This window comes from Streptomyces zaomyceticus (assembly GCF_014656215.1).
Lineage (GTDB): Bacteria > Actinomycetota > Actinomycetes > Streptomycetales > Streptomycetaceae > Streptomyces > Streptomyces zaomyceticus.
The window spans coordinates 45,699-59,926 of sequence record NZ_BNBZ01000015.1; the positions used below are offsets into that span (position 1 = coordinate 45,699).

Here is a 14,228-nt window from a genome sequence, read left to right on the forward strand (position 1 = left end):
CCGCCGGACCGACCGGTTCCACCCTTCAGGCCCCAAGGAGCCGCCGCCCGTGAGCAAGCCCTCCGACCAGCCGTCACTGCGCTGGGACGACAACGCGATCGTCACCCTCGACCAGCGCGCGCTGCCCCACGAGCGGCGGCTCCTGCGCCTGGACACCGTGGACGACGTCATCACCGCCCTCACGACCCTCGCGGTACGGGGCGCCCCCTCCATCGGTCTCGCCGGCGCCCTGGGCGTCGCGCTCTCGGCGTACACGCACTGCCGGCCGGGCGGCACCGGCGACGGGCAGGAGGCCGTGCGCGCCGACGCACAGCGGCTCGCCGCCGCCCGTCCGACAGCCGTCAACCTGGCCTGGGCGGTCGACCGGGCTCTCGCGCAGCTCGCCGATGGTCCGGACGCGGTCCTGGCCGAAGCCAACGCCATGATCGACGAGGACCGGGCGGTCAACCGGCGGATGGTCGACCACGCCGTCCAGGCCGTACAGGACCGCTGCCCGCAGCGGTCCCTGCGGCTCCTGACCCACTGCAACACCGGCCGGCTGGCGACAGCGGCCGTGGGTACCGCCCTCGGCACGATCCTGGCCCTCGCCGACGCCGGAAAGGTCACCGAGGTCCTCGTGGACGAGACCCGACCGCTCCTGCAAGGAGCCCGGCTGACGGCCTGGGAGCTGGCCGAAGCCGGGGTGCCGCACCGCGTGTGCGTCGACAGCGCGGCCGCCGCGGCCATGAGCCAGGGGCTCGTCGACTGCGTCCTCGTCGGAGCCGACCGGATCACCGCACGCGGCGACGTGGCCAACAAGATCGGCACCTACGGTCTGGCGATCGCCGCCGCCCACCACGGCATTCCGTTCATCGTCGTCGCCCCCGAATCCTCCTGGGACAGGTCCCTCGCCGACGGCCGGGACATCGTCATCGAGGAACGCGCGGCCGACGAGGTGACCTCCTACGGCGGGACCCGCACCACCCCGCCCGGCACCCGCGCGTACAACCCCGCGTTCGACGTCACCCCGGCCTCCCTGATCACCGCCATCGTCTCCGAGCACGGTGTCCACCACGCATCCGGGGCAAGGGCATGAGCTACGCGCCGTCCACCGCCGCCGGCAAGCAGACCGCCCAGCAGCTGGCCGACACATCCCGCACCCTGTACGAGCGCGGATGGATGCCGGGCACGTCCGGCAACATCTCCATGCGGCTGCCCGACGACCCCGGCCGGGCACTGATCACGGCGAGCGGCCGGGACAAAGGCGAACTGACCGCCCGGGACGTGGTGGAGGTCGTCGCCGGCACCGGCCGGGCGTCCCGTCCCGGCCAGGACCGCCCCTCGGCGGAGACCTCCATCCACGCGGCGGTCTACCGCGTCACCGGAGCCCGCGCGGTCATCCACGTCCACTCCCCGTACGCCACCGTCGTCGCCCACCGTGCCGCTGCCCGGGACGCCGTCTCCTCGGTACGAGTGGAGCGCTTCGAGCTGCTCAAGGGCCTGGGGCTGAAGGATCCGGCCTTCACGGACCTGCCGGTGTTCCCCAACTGGCCCGAGGTCGACCGGATCGCCGACGACGTGGCCGCCCACCTCACCGCGGACCGGGAAGGCCCGCCCGGGCTCCTCCTGGCCGATCACGGCATCACCGCGTGGGGCGACTCGCTGGGCCAGGCCAAGAACCGGCTCGAATGCCTCGAGTCGCTCTGCCAACTGCTCGTGCTCTCCCACGCCGAGCTGCATGTCTCCCGTGCCGCGCAGGCACCCGACCACAGGACCGCGCCATGACACTGCTGCAGATCATGCCGGACGACGCACCGGACACCGTCCTGCTCCGCACCCGCGACGAGGAGGCCATCGCGCAGGCCCTGCGCGAACGGTCGGTCTCCTTCACCCGCTGGCCGCGGCGCACAGAGGTGACGCCGCAGACGTCGTCGGAGGAGCTGCTCGACGCCTACCGCGCCGAGGTCGACGAGCTGTGCGCCGACCAGGGGCTGCGCCTCGTCGACGTCGCCCGGCTCCACCCCGAGGAGGGAGCGGAGTGGCGGGAGCGTGCGGCCAAGGCACGCTCGACGTTCCTCGACGAGCACCGGCACGCCGAGGACGAGGTCCGGTTCTTCGCCCACGGCACCGGCTGCTTCTACCTGCACCTCGACGACCGCGTCTACGCCGTGGTGTGCGAGGCGGGTGACCTGCTGTCGGTCCCGGCCGGCACCCGGCACTGGTTCGACATGGGTCCGGTACCGGACTTCTGCGCCATCCGGTTCTTCGAGAAGGAGGACGGCTGGGTGGGCGACTTCACCCAGGAGCCCATCGCCAACGGCTTCCCCCGCCTCGACGCGCTCCTGCGGGAAGGCTGATGCCGGGCAGCCGGCAGGCCCGGGTTCCCGAGAACGGGCCGCGGGCCGTCGTCCTCGACATCGAGGGAACCACCGGTTCCCTCGGTCACGTACGTGACGTCCTCTTCCCCTACGCGCGTGAGCGGCTGGCTCCCTGGCTCGCCGCTCACCGCGGCACCGCGCCCTGGCAGCAGATCCTCGACGCGGTCACCACCCACACCGGGGCCGCCCACGACGAGGCGAGTGCGCTGGCGCTCCTGGAACAGTGGGCCGACGCCGATGCGAAGGCGGCGCCGCTGAAGACACTGCAGGGACTGATCTGGTCCGGCGGATACGCGGCGGGCGAGTTGTACGGTCACGTGTACCCGGACGTACCGGCCGCACTGGAGCACTGGCGGACCCAGGGCACAGGCCGCTTCATCTACTCCTCCGGCTCGGTGGCCGCCCAGCGGGACTGGTTCGGCCACACCGCCCACGGCGACCTGCGCCCCCTGCTCGACGGCTACTTCGACCTGACGACGGCCGGCCCCAAGGCGGACGCCGACTCCTACCGCGCGATCGCGGCGGACCTGGGGCACGCACCCGCCGACCTGCTGTTCGTCAGCGATGTCGGAGCCGAGCTCGACGCCGCGGCCGCGGCCGGCTGGCGGACGGTGGCCGTGCGCCGCCCCGACGACGCTCGCGCGGCCGTGACCGGCCACAGGGCCGTCGCCTCCCTCACCCCACTCGTTTCCCGACCCGCCACGGACAGCTCCGCGGCCCCGGTCGACACGCACACGCAGGAGGACCCAAGCGATGAGTGACCCGTCCGACTCGGTGCCGAAGGCCGACATCGCGGTCATCGGCGGCAGCGGCTTCTACGAACTCCTGGAATCGGTTCAGCGCGTCGAGGTCACCACCCCGTACGGCGCACCCTCCGACGCGGTGTCCGTCGGCACCGTGGGCGACCGCAGAGTGGCCTTCCTGCCCCGGCACGGGGGCCACCACGAACTGCCCCCGCACCGCATCAACTACCGGGCCAACATGTGGGCCCTGCGCTCGCTGGGGGTACGCCAGGTCCTCGCGCCCTGCGCCGTCGGTTCGCTGCGCGGCTCCCTCGGCCCCGGAAGCGTCGTCCTCCCCGATCAGCTCGTCGACCGGACCGCCGGCCGCGTACAGACGTACTACGAGCACGGCGCCACCCATGTGTCGTTCGCCGACCCGTACTGCGCGTCGGGCCGCGCGGCCGTGCTCAAGGCCGCGGGGGAGGCGGGCGCCGACGTCCACGACGGGGGAGTGATGGTGGTCGTCGAAGGCCCCCGGTTCTCCACCCGGGCGGAGTCCCGGTGGTACGCCTCCGCAGGCTGGTCCCTGATCAACATGACCGGGCACCCAGAAGCCGTACTCGCACGTGAACTCGCCCTCTGCTACACCTCCATAGCCCTGGTCACCGACTACGACGCGGGTGTGGAGCACGGAGAAGGCGTGTCGCAGGACGAGGTGTTCCGTGTGTTCGCGGCGAACGTGGAACGCCTGAAGGGCCTGGTCCTGAAGACCGTCGACGTCCTGGACCGCGAGAGGAAATGCGCGTGCGCGACGGCGCTCGACGGGATGGACCTGCCGTTCGAGCTGCCCTGAGAGGGCGATCGGCGCGGCCCGGATCCGCGCCGATCAGCCCGTGCGCGGCTGATGCCGGTCACTCGGGTGACCGGCATCAGTCATTCGACCACCGGGCTACGGCGCTCCACCAGCAGGACGTCGCGCCAGACGCCGTGGTGGCGGGCCACGCGCTCCCGCCGGCCCAGCACGCGGAATCCCGCGGACTCGTGCAGGGCCAGGCTCGCCACGTTCTCGGGGAAGACGCCCGCCTGGATCGTCCAGATGCCCGCCTTCTCCGTGGAGACGATCAGCGCCTCCAGAAGCGCACGCCCCACGCCGGCTCCGCGTGCCGTGGGACCGACGTACACGGAATGCTCGACGACCCCCGCGTACGCGGGGCGAGCCGAGACGCGGGACACCGCCGTCCAGCCGACGACCTGCCCCCGCGGGTCGAGTGCCACGAGCCGGTGGGCCGGCAGTTTGGAGGTGTCGAAGGCGCTCCACGGCGGTGCGACCGTCTCGAACGTGGCGTTTCCCTCGTCGATGCCCTGCTGGTAGATCGCCATGACGGCGGGCGCGTGGTCGTCGGTCATGGGGGCGAGAGCGATTGCGGTGCGTGGGGGTGCGGCCATGCTCGGATCCTTTCCGGGGTGCGCTTCTGGAAGGTGCGCACGGGGGCGGGTACGGCGACGCTCCTGTGGCGGCGTCGACCGCCACAGGAGCGTGGGTGGGGGGTGAGGAGGGGTTCCGGGTCAGAGAATCGCCAGCGAGACCAGGCCGATGCCCACGCTGCCGAGGAGGCCCACGCCGAGGTAGAACGCGAAGACCTTCGCCTTGACGACGCTCTTGACGGCCACCATCGCCGGGATCGTCGTGATGGCACCGCCGAGGAGGAAGGTGACACCCGCGGCAGCGACCATGCCCTGGTCCAGGAGGCCCTCGACGACCGGGATCGCACCGACGCCGTTGAGGTAGAGCGGGACGCTGATGAGGCCGGCGACCAGGACGGAGAGGACGCCGTCCGTGCCCAGGATGCCCGATACGACGTCGGTGGGCACGTAGCGGACGATCAGGGCTTCGAGGACGATGGCGAGCAGCAGCCACTTGCCCAGGATCAGCGAGTCGCTCACGATCTCCTTGAGGATCTCGCCGGCGCGGAGGTTCTTGATGTCACGCCTGACGAGCACACGCCACGGAGTGCCGTCGTCGTCCGCGTCGTTCCGCGCGGCGGTGGAGCACCCGCCCGCCGCGGGAGCCGGCTCCTGCGCGGCGCCCCCGCAGCCGCCCTCGGAGGTGCCGCCCCCGGCACCGCCGCCTCCGACGGTCACGGGCTCGGGAACGTTCGCCTTCGCCGTGGAGCACGCCGTCTCGGGAACGGTCACCGTCTCCTGCGAGCAGGTCTTCGCGGGCGTCTTCTCCTCGGTGGAGTCGAGCAGGGGATCCGCGAATCGTCCGCGCCGTTCGAGCGCCAGGACGATGAGGCCCGCGCCGAAGCTCAGCACCAGGGCGCCGATGAGGCGGGCCGTGGCGATGGGGAGCCCGAGCTGGGCGGCGGAGAGCGCGTAGATCTCCGGGTCCATGGAGGGGGAGGCGATCCAGAACGACATGACCGCCGAGAGCGGGACGCCGGCTATCAGGAAGCGGCGGATCAGCGGGATCACGGTGAAGGAGCAGAAGGGGCTGAACGCTCCGATGGCCGTGACGATGGCGATGCCGAGGACGCCCCTGCGCCCGTGGGCGAAGCTGCGGCGCGCGACCACGTCGATCGACAGACGCTGTACGGCGATCCCCAGGACGATGGCGACCAGGAACCACGGGAGATAGTGCAGCACCTCGAACAGGATGAACCGGCCAAGGGCCAGCAATTCGTCCACAGGTGAACCTCTCTGAGACGGTGACACATGAGGGAGAGCGGCGCCGTGAAGGGGCGTTCGGGGGACGTGGCGAGCCGCGTGGGGACGCTCGATCGGCATCCCCTTTATCGAATATCGATGATAGACGATTAAAGAGATGCCCGGCAATGGGGATCCGAGGCCCCTCGTCGTGCCGAAGGGGCCCGCCCTGCGGTTTCGCCGGCGGTTGCCGGGAAGTGAGGCTTGTTCCCAGGTCGCACCGATGCGACTGCCTTCCATGTGGTGTCTACACAGTCACTCGCGCCGGCGGTTGCGGGCGTACCTGTGGCGCTCACGGCCCTCCGCGGGCCCTGTCTGGGCGGAACGAACCTTGCCGTCGCGGGTGGTCATCGAATAACATCGATGGATCATGAGCGGTACGATGAATGCCCAACTGATCGACCGAAGCACGGCCGAGTCCTACGCAACCTGGTTCAAGGCCCTCTCCGACCCCACCCGCGTGCAGATCCTCAATCTCCTCGCGCTGGCAACCGGGCCGATGAGTGTCGGAGAGATCGTGGACCGGATGGGCGTCGGACAGTCGACGGTGTCCCACCACCTGAAGCTGCTCGCCGACGTGCGATTCGTCCTGCGCGAGCGCCAGGGGACCTCGATGCTCTACTCCATCAACGTCGCCTGCGTGGCGTGCTTCCCGAGTGCTGCCGACGCTGTCATGGGCCGCCCCGCGGCCTCGGCGTGAGGAACGGCCCCTTGACCGAGCCGACCCCGCACATACCCGGTGCGACCCCTACCGCCTGCTGCCCGCCCATCGTGACCGCCGCGCTGTCCGAAGGGGACGCCGAGATCATGGCGGCGATGTTCAAGGCGTTGTCCGACCCCGTCCGGCTCCGCCTCCTGTCCCGAGTGGCCTCGCACCCCAACGGCGAGGCATGCGTCTGCGACATAGCCGACGTGGGCGTCTCCCAGCCCACGGTCAGCCACCATCTCAAGAAGCTCCGGGAAGCGGGCCTGCTCACCTCCGAGCGGCGCGGCACCTGGGTGTACTACCGTCCGGCGCCCGGGGCCCTGGCCTCGCTGGGCGCGTTTCTCGCCGACACCGAGAAGGCCGGCAAGGAAGAGATCGCTCTGGCTGCCCGGGCGTTCTGACGTCAGGCGCCGCCGCCCCCTGAACAGGGGAGGCGGCGCCGTTCTGTCGTGGTGTGCCTGCCCGCGTGTGGGCAGGCGTGCGTCCGTGCTCGCTCGCGTCAGTCGATGCGCGGGCTGCGACGTTCCACGAGGACCGTGTCGCGCCAGACACCGTGGTGGCGGCCGACGCGCTCGCGCGTGCCGACGATCCGGAAGCCCGCGCGGGCGTGGACGGCGAGGCTGGCGGAGTTCTCGGGGAAGATGCCGGACTGAATCGTCCAGATCCCTGCCGTCTCGGTGGAGTCGATGAGCGCCTTCAACAACAACGAGGCGACGCCACGCCCCCTCGCGTCGGGGTGTACGTACACGGAGTGCTCGACGACACCGGCGTACGCGCACCGGTCGGAGACCTTCGTGGCCGCCACCCACCCGAGCAGTCGGCCCGCCTCGTCGAGCGCGGCGAATCGGTGCTCGGGCAGTTTGGCCGCGTCGAACTGTTCCCAGCTCGGGGCGACGGTCTCGAAGGTGGCGTTGCCCTCGTCGATTCCGGCCTGGTGGATCGCGACGACCTCGTCGGCGTGATCGGCCGTGAGGGGTGCGACGGTGATGGCGTGGGTGGCTGATCCGGTCATGGGGCCTTCCGGCCCGTGGGGACCCCAGACATGGAGGACGTCACGGGTGGGGGAGAGAGTCGACCAGACGCCGCTTCCCAGCGCGGTCGGCTCGCCGGAGACCGGTGCGGGGTAGTCGATGGGCAGGAAGCCGTGCGTTCCCGTGGTGTCGACCAGCCAGTGCCGGCCCTGCCCCCACTCCTCGTCGCACTCGACGGTCGAGGTGACAAGGGTCGTCTCGTCGAGGAAGCCGCCGGCCCAGTCCCAGCAGACGTCCAGCTCGTCGGAGTCCGAGTCCGAGTCGGAGTCCGAGTCGGTGTCGGTGTCGGTGGCGGGAGCTTCAGGGTGTCGGGGAATCGTTGCTTCGGCGTTCCAGTCCAGCGCCTCGACGACGGTGCCGCGAGAGTCTCGTACGGCGAGGGAGTCCTGGTCGTGGGAGACGGTCATGAGCCGGTCGCCCGAGGGGCTGAGGCTCAGCAGGCACAGATCGCCGTCCAGGCAGTCCACGGTCAGCTCCTCGCCGTCCCACCGGCCCCATCGCAGCGGTGCACCGTCCTGGCCTTCGCCGATGCTCAGCCCCATCTGATGAGGATCGGTCGGGTGGGGAAGGTGAAAGCTGCCGGCCGCTGCGGCTTCGGCGTCGGCCCGAGCGAGCACGCGACCGTTCTCGGCGTCGATGACAAGCCACTCGTCGGCCGTGTCGGGGCTCAGCTCGCCCTGGGGCAACGGGCCGCGTACGTGCGCCCAGACGAGCTCGCCGTCGGCGGAGAAACCGACCGAGCCGCTCTCGGGATACCGATGGTCCTGTCGGTCCGCGTACTCGTCGTACGACTCGTGCATCTCCCGGCACGCGCCGTACCAGCATCCGTGGCGGACCTCCCAGCGCGTCGCACCCGACGGATCCACCGCGCGCACCGCATGGACCCCGGCGAAGACGGCCAGGCTCGCGTCCGGCGCCACCTCCCATGTTCCCCGACTGCGGGGCCAGGGCGCGGGGAAGTAGACGCTCGCCCCGGCGCGTGCGACGAAGTCGTCGTCCAGGGGCTGGGCCACGATCTCGTCGTCGCTCCGCTGGACGAGCATCCGGCGCCCGGGCGGCCCCGTGATCTCCGGCGGGCCGGCCTGCGACGAGGGCATGAGGGCGGGGACGGTGGCACGGAGCCGAGCGTGAACGGACAAGCGAGTCTCCCGGGGCAGTCGAAACTCGGGGAAGAGTACGGCGTACCTCGGACATCGGCCGCGAAGGGCGCAGCCGGCTCCGGCGGCGCCGTGTCACAGCGCGGGTGACGCCCCGGCGAGCGTGCGACCGGGTCAGGCCGAGGCGGCCTTCGTGAGGAGGGCTCCCATGGCCGCGAGGACGGTGGGTTCGACGCGGTAGTAGACCCAGGTGCCGCGCCGTTCCGAGGAGAGCAGCCCGGCTTCCTTCAGCTTCTTCAGGTGATGGGAGACCGTGGGCTGGGAGACGCCGACGTCGGAGATGTCGCAGACGCACGCCTCGCCGCCCTCGTGCGAGGCGACGGAGGAGAAGAGCCGCAGCCGGACCGGATCGCCCAGCGCCTTGAACATGACGGCGGTCCGCTCGGCCTCCTCGGCGGTCAGTGGCCGTTCGTCGAGAGGCGGGCAGCAGGGCTCTATCTCGGGCTCCAGTACCGGCAGCACCTTCACGTTCGACATGTATCTATGTTGACACACGTCGAACCAGTCGCCCAAGGCTCTGTCGGACGGGATGGCCGTCGCTGGGGCGCGTAGTGCCACGGCCCGCCTTCGCCATCGACGTGCACCCGTTCTTGCAGAGCTCTTGCGAGCCATCGATTCGATGAATGTCTATGTTGACGCTTGTCGAATCAAGTGCCATGCTGAAGGCGCAAGAGATCGACGAACGTCGAATCAAAAGGGGAAGATCCGTGAACGTCACCGCCATCGACCAGCTGCCCGTCGTGGTCGTCGGAGCCGGGCCCGCCGGTCTGGCCGCTGCCGCGCACCTCGTCGACCGGGGCCTGGACCCCTTGGTCCTGGAGGCCGGCACACAGGCGGGAGCCGCTGTGCGGGAGTGGTCCCACGTGCGGCTCTTCTCCGCCTGGGGCGAGGTCGTCGACCCGGTCGCCGAGAAGCTCCTGGCCCCGACCGGCTGGGTGAAGCCCGACGCGGACACGTACCCGACCGGTGGGGACTGGGCGGCGGCCTACCTTCAGCCGCTCGCGGACGCCCTCGGCGACAGGATCCGGCTCGACGCCCGGGTCACCGGCATCTCCCGCACCGGACGCGACCGCGTCGTCGACGCCGACCGTGAGCAGCAGCCCTTCACCGTGCACATCCGGTACGGCGACGGACGCGAGGAGCGCGTCCTCGCCCGCGCCGTGATCGACGCCTCCGGTACGTGGTCCACCCCGAGCCCGGCCGGCGGGGACGGTCTCCCGGCCCTCGGCGAGCGCGCGGCGGCCGACCGGATCTCCTACCGCGTTCCCGACCTCAAGGACCCCGCCGTGCGCGCCCGTTACGCAGGCAGGTGCACCGCCGTCATCGGCTCCGGAGCCTCCGCCTTCACCGCGCTCGCCTCCCTCGCCGCCCTCGCGAAGTCCCAGGGCGGCGCGGACACCCGTGCGACATGGATCCTGCGGCGCGCCATCTCGGGCAACACCTTCGGCGGAGGCAGTGCCGACCAGCTCCCCGCCCGCGGGGCCCTCGGCCTTGCCGCCAAGGCCGCGGTCGACGAGGGGCACGCGGACGCCGTCACCGGCTTCCGTACGGACGCGATCGAGCGCGTCGGCGAGCGCCTGGTCCTGGTCGCCGAGGACGGCCGCCGCCTCGACCCGGTGGACGAGGTCATCGTCCTCACCGGCTTCCGCCCCGACCTGTCCTTCCTCGACGAGCTCCGCCTCGGCCTGGACGACCGTCTCCAGGCCCCGGTCGAGCTGGCTCCGCTGATCGACCCGAACCAGCACTCCTGCGGCACGGTCTATCCGCACGGCGCGAAGGAGCTGGCGCACCCGGAAGCGGGCGTGTACCTGGTGGGGATGAAGTCCTACGGCCGCGCTCCGTCCTTCCTCGCCCTCACCGGCTACGAGCAGGTCCGCTCCGTCGTCGCCGCCATCGCCGGTGACCGCGAGTCCGCCGAGCGCGTCGAGCTCGTACTCCCCGAGACCGGTGTCTGCGGCGGTGCCGGCCTCTTCGATCAGCCCGACGACACCCCGACCGACGGCGGCGGCTGCTGCGCGACCCCGACGGCGCTCCAGATCGGCGTCGGAGCCCCGGCCGCCTCCGGCGGCTGCTGACTCCCCGCCCCATCCATCCATCCATCCACCCATCCGCAGCTGGAGGAACACCATGTCCCGCGTACAGCTCGCCCTGCGCGTTCCCGACCTGGCGGCGTCCGTCGCGTTCTACACCAAGCTCTTCGGCACCGAACCGGCCAAACTCCGTGACGGCTACGCCAACTTCGCCATCGACCGACCGCCGCTCAAGCTCGTCCTCGTCGAAGGCACCGAGAACGAGGACACCCGTCTGGACCACCTCGGCGTCGAGGTGGACACCACCGAGGCGGTCCACGCCGCCACCGCCCGCCTGGCCGAGGCCGGTCTGCCGACGAAGGAGGAGAACGACACCACCTGTTGCTACGCCCTCCAGGACAAGGTGTGGGTCCACGGCCCCGGCCGTGAACCGTGGGAGGTGTACGTCGTGAAGGCCGACGCCGACACCCTGACCAGGCAACAGGGCAGCACCTGCTGCGCCGGCCCGGCGGCCACCGCCGACAACGAGGCGAGTGAACCGGTCGCCGTCGGCGGATGCTGCTGACCTCTCGATGACCGACGTTCACACCCGCGGAGCCGCGACCGGAACAGGGGACCGGTCGCGGCCCCGCGCCGTCCTGCCCGCGCTCTGCGCCACCCAGATCACCGGCTGGGGCATCGTCTACTACGCCTTCCCGGTCCTCAACCCGCAGATCACCGCCGACACCGGCTGGTCCACCGGCGGCACGACGGCGGCGTTCTCGCTCGCCCTGGTCGTCTCCGGCCTCGCCGGAATCCGGGTCGGCCGGATCATCGATCGCCGCGGCCCACGCACGGTCATGACGGCAGGCTCCGTGGCCGGGGTCCTGAGTCTGGTGATCGTGGCCCTGGCGCCGAACCTGCCGGTGTTCTTCGCAGGGTGGCTGCTGGGAGGGTCGGCCATGGCGGCCACCTTCTACCAGCCCGCGTTCGCCGCACTCACCCGCTGGTGGGCCCCCGATCACGTCCGCGCCCTCACGGTCGTCACCCTCGCCGGCGGTCTCGCCTCCACGGTCTTCGCCCCGCTCACCGCGGCCCTGTCCGACCGACTGTCGTGGCGCGAGACCTATCTGGTACTGGCGGCGATCCTCGGCGCCGTCACGATCCCGGCCCACGCGATCGCGCTCAAAGCCCCCTGGCCACCGGCACCACCCTCCTCGGCCGGTACGGACGCGAGCCCCGGCTCGGTCGCCCGCAGCCGACCGTTCCTCCTGCTCGCGGTCGCGTTCACTCTCTCGGCCTTCGCGATGTACGCCGTCGTCGTCACCCTCGTCCCCCTCCTGCTCGAACGCGGCTACACCACATCCCAGGCGGCCTGGGCTCTCGGCCTCGGCGGCGCGGGCCAGACCCTCGGCCGCACGCTCTACGCCCCGCTCGCCCGCCACACCGGCACGACAGTCCGCACCACGACCCTCATCGCCCTGGGCGCCCTGACCACCGCGGCACTCGCCGTCACGCCGGGCCCGTACGGCCTGGTGATCTCGGTGTCGATCGCGGCAGGCATGGTCCGCGGCAACCTCACGCTCCTCCAGGCGACCGCGATCACCGACCGCTGGGGCACACGGCACTACGGCAGACTCTCCGCGCTCCTCAGCGCCCCGGCCATGACGGCCTCGGCTCTCGCGCCCTTCGCCGCAGCCACCCTTGCCTCGGTTCTGGGAGGCTACCCGGAGTTGTTCGGAGTGCTTGCCGGCCTCGGGGCGGCGTCCGCTGTCGTGGCCACGGCTACATCCGCACGCGGCGAGAGCTAGTCGGATCCGATCAACCAGGGGCGGGAGCTGGTCATAGCCGTGCGGCCGTGCGGATCAGGCCGGCCAGGGCGGGGGAGCGGCTGTGGGCGGGCCAGGCGATGTGGGTCACCACGGGAGGTGCGTCGGTCAAGGGGACGGCCGTGTGCTCGGCCCACAACCAGGAGCGGGCGGAGTCGGGGACGATCGCCAGGGTGCGCCCGAGGGCGATCAACTGGGCCAGTTGCGTCTGGTTGTGGATCTCGGGGCCCGGGCCGGGTGCGTAGGTGCCGTGGGTGGGCCAGCGGGCGAGCGGCAGATCGGGGACGTCCCGGACATCGGCCAGGGACAAGGTCTCGCGGGCGGCGAGGCGGTGCCCGGCAGGCAGGACCGCGACCTGCCCCTCGGTCGTCAGCGCCTCGCTGTCGAACCCGGTGAGGGAGTTCCACGGCGTGTGCATGAGCGCGACATCGGCGCGTCCGTCGCGCAGCAGCTCCTCCTGCTCGGAGATGCCGCACGGCAGCACCTCGATCTCGGCGCTGTCCGGCTCGGCCGCGTAGGCGTCGAGAAGCTTCCGCAGCAGTTCGTGGGACGCGGCGGCCTTCACCGCGAGGACCAGCCGGCCGCGGGGACCTTCAGGGCTGTCGGCACCGCCGGCGCGCCGGGTGCGGCGAGCAGCGGCAGCGGTCGCGTCGAGGGCCGCCCGGCCCTCGCGCAACAGGACCTCTCCGGCACCTGTCAGGCGGACTCCACGCCGGTTGCGCTGCAACAGGCAGACTCCGAGGCGGCGTTCGAGCTGCTGGATCGCCCTCGACAGCGGCGGCTGGGCCATGCGGAGGCGTTCGGCGGCGCGTCCGAAGTGCAGTTCCTCGGCGACGGCCACGAAGTACCGCAGCTCGCGGGTCTCCAGGGTTTCCACGGCCGCAGCATACGCGGGGGTGATACCCGGCAGGTATCACAGGGCACCGTATCGGTGTTGGCCGCGCCACTCGTCCGCGCGCCACCATCATCGGCATGAGCGAAACGAAGATCGCGCTGGTGACAGGCGCGAACAAGGGCATCGGATACGAGATCGCGGCCGGGCTGGGCAGCCTCGGGTACCGCGTCGGCGTGGGAGCCCGCGACGAGACCCGACGCGAAACCGCCGTCGAGAAGCTGCGCGCCGCCGGCGTGGACGCGTACGGGGTACCGCTGGACGTGACCGACGACCGGAGCGTCACCGATGCCGCGGAACTGGTCGAACGGCAGGCCGGGCGCCTGGACGCCCTGGTCAACAACGCCGGAATATCGGGCGAGATGGACCCGGGGTGGGTACAGGACCCGACCGCGCTGGACCTGGAGGTGCTCCGCACGGTCGTGGACACCAACGTCATGGGTGTCGTCCGGGTGACCAACGCGATGCTGCCACTGCTGCGGCGCTCGGCCTCGCCGCGCATCGTCAACGTCTCCAGCAGCGTCGGCTCCCTGGCCCGGCAGGCGGACCCGGACACCGAGATCCCGATCATGGCGGCCTACGCGCCGTCGAAGTCGTTCCTCAACGCCCTCACCGTGCAGTACGCCCGGCAGTTCGCCGGTACGAACATCCTGATCAACGCCGCCTGCCCGGGCCTGGTCGCCACCGACTTCACGGGCTTCCAAGGACCCCGCACTCCTGAACAGGGCGCGGCCACGGCGATCCGGCTCGCCACGCTGCCCGACGGCGGTCCGACCGGTTCGTTCTTCGAGGACGACGGTGTCGTCCCCTGGTGACCGG

General features: G+C 71.4%; 16 protein-coding genes. 11 read left to right on the top strand and 5 right to left on the bottom strand.

Annotated elements, in window-relative coordinates:
• Positions 1-49 precede the first annotated feature (49 nt).
• The 5 genes from mtnA to IE311_RS20325 are packed head-to-tail and all read left to right on the top strand — an operon-like array spanning position 50 to position 3,932.
• Positions 50-1,075 (top strand): S-methyl-5-thioribose-1-phosphate isomerase, encoded by a 1,026-nt coding sequence (mtnA, locus tag IE311_RS20305; protein WP_189833167.1) that lies wholly within the window; start codon positions 50-52, stop codon positions 1,073-1,075.
• Entirely contained in the window at positions 1,072-1,764 is a 693-nt protein-coding gene (gene mtnB / locus IE311_RS20310; RefSeq protein WP_189833168.1) for a methylthioribulose 1-phosphate dehydratase, read from the top strand. Before mtnA ends, mtnB begins: the two co-directional genes overlap by 4 nt.
• A complete protein-coding gene (locus IE311_RS20315; RefSeq protein ID WP_189833169.1) occupies positions 1,761-2,336 on the top strand; it encodes a 1,2-dihydroxy-3-keto-5-methylthiopentene dioxygenase in 576 nt (191 codons plus the stop codon). Before mtnB ends, IE311_RS20315 begins: the two co-directional genes overlap by 4 nt.
• The gene (gene mtnC / locus IE311_RS20320; RefSeq protein WP_189833170.1) at positions 2,336-3,118 is read left to right on the top strand and encodes an acireductone synthase; all 783 of its coding nucleotides are present in this window, start codon (positions 2,336-2,338) and stop codon (positions 3,116-3,118) included. Before IE311_RS20315 ends, mtnC begins: the two co-directional genes overlap by 1 nt.
• Positions 3,111-3,932 (top strand): S-methyl-5'-thioadenosine phosphorylase, encoded by an 822-nt coding sequence (locus IE311_RS20325; RefSeq protein ID WP_189833171.1) that lies wholly within the window; start codon positions 3,111-3,113, stop codon positions 3,930-3,932. Before mtnC ends, IE311_RS20325 begins: the two co-directional genes overlap by 8 nt.
• 80 nt (positions 3,933-4,012) lie before the next feature.
• Here the strand turns inward: IE311_RS20325 and IE311_RS20330 are convergent, their stop codons facing one another.
• The gene (locus tag IE311_RS20330) at positions 4,013-4,525 is read right to left on the bottom strand and encodes a GNAT family N-acetyltransferase (protein ID WP_189833172.1); all 513 of its coding nucleotides are present in this window, start codon (positions 4,523-4,525) and stop codon (positions 4,013-4,015) included.
• A 120-nt stretch (positions 4,526-4,645) separates the two neighbouring features.
• The gene (locus IE311_RS20335; protein WP_189833173.1) at positions 4,646-5,767 is read right to left on the bottom strand and encodes a permease; all 1,122 of its coding nucleotides are present in this window, start codon (positions 5,765-5,767) and stop codon (positions 4,646-4,648) included.
• Between the two features lie 388 nt (positions 5,768-6,155).
• On the opposite strand from IE311_RS20335, the gene IE311_RS20340 reads away from it, so the two are divergent.
• Positions 6,156-6,485, top strand: a complete 330-nt coding sequence (locus tag IE311_RS20340; RefSeq protein WP_229902042.1) for an ArsR/SmtB family transcription factor — start codon at positions 6,156-6,158, stop codon at positions 6,483-6,485.
• Between the two features lie 11 nt (positions 6,486-6,496).
• The gene (locus IE311_RS20345) at positions 6,497-6,892 is read left to right on the top strand and encodes an ArsR/SmtB family transcription factor (RefSeq protein WP_373313918.1); all 396 of its coding nucleotides are present in this window, start codon (positions 6,497-6,499) and stop codon (positions 6,890-6,892) included.
• Between the two features lie 98 nt (positions 6,893-6,990).
• On the opposite strand, the gene IE311_RS20350 is transcribed toward IE311_RS20345, so the two are convergent.
• Entirely contained in the window at positions 6,991-7,503 is a 513-nt protein-coding gene (locus IE311_RS20350; RefSeq protein ID WP_189833274.1) for a GNAT family N-acetyltransferase, read from the bottom strand.
• Positions 7,504-8,793: 1,290 nt separating this feature from the next.
• Entirely contained in the window at positions 8,794-9,156 is a 363-nt protein-coding gene (locus IE311_RS20360) for an ArsR/SmtB family transcription factor (RefSeq protein WP_189833174.1), read from the bottom strand.
• A gap of 230 nt (positions 9,157-9,386) precedes the next feature.
• Between IE311_RS20360 and IE311_RS20365 the strand changes: the two genes are divergently transcribed.
• Genes IE311_RS20365 through IE311_RS20375 form a run of 3 tightly spaced genes read left to right on the top strand, consistent with a single transcriptional unit; the run spans position 9,387 to position 12,499 of the window.
• A complete protein-coding gene (locus IE311_RS20365) occupies positions 9,387-10,754 on the top strand; it encodes an NAD(P)-binding domain-containing protein (protein WP_229902043.1) in 1,368 nt (455 codons plus the stop codon).
• A 52-nt stretch (positions 10,755-10,806) separates the two neighbouring features.
• Positions 10,807-11,274, top strand: a complete 468-nt coding sequence (locus IE311_RS20370) for an ArsI/CadI family heavy metal resistance metalloenzyme (protein ID WP_189833176.1) — start codon at positions 10,807-10,809, stop codon at positions 11,272-11,274.
• Positions 11,275-11,281: 7 nt separating this feature from the next.
• Entirely contained in the window at positions 11,282-12,499 is a 1,218-nt protein-coding gene (locus IE311_RS20375) for an MFS transporter (RefSeq protein ID WP_189833177.1), read from the top strand.
• Between the two features lie 31 nt (positions 12,500-12,530).
• Here IE311_RS20375 and IE311_RS20380 read toward each other — a convergent pair whose 3' ends face one another.
• The gene (locus tag IE311_RS20380; RefSeq protein WP_189833178.1) at positions 12,531-13,394 is read right to left on the bottom strand and encodes a LysR family transcriptional regulator; all 864 of its coding nucleotides are present in this window, start codon (positions 13,392-13,394) and stop codon (positions 12,531-12,533) included.
• Between the two features lie 95 nt (positions 13,395-13,489).
• On the opposite strand from IE311_RS20380, the gene IE311_RS20385 reads away from it, so the two are divergent.
• On the top strand, positions 13,490-14,224 hold the full coding sequence (locus IE311_RS20385; protein WP_189833179.1) for an SDR family oxidoreductase: 735 nt from the start codon (positions 13,490-13,492) through the stop codon (positions 14,222-14,224).
• The last annotated feature ends 4 nt before the right edge of the window (positions 14,225-14,228 follow it).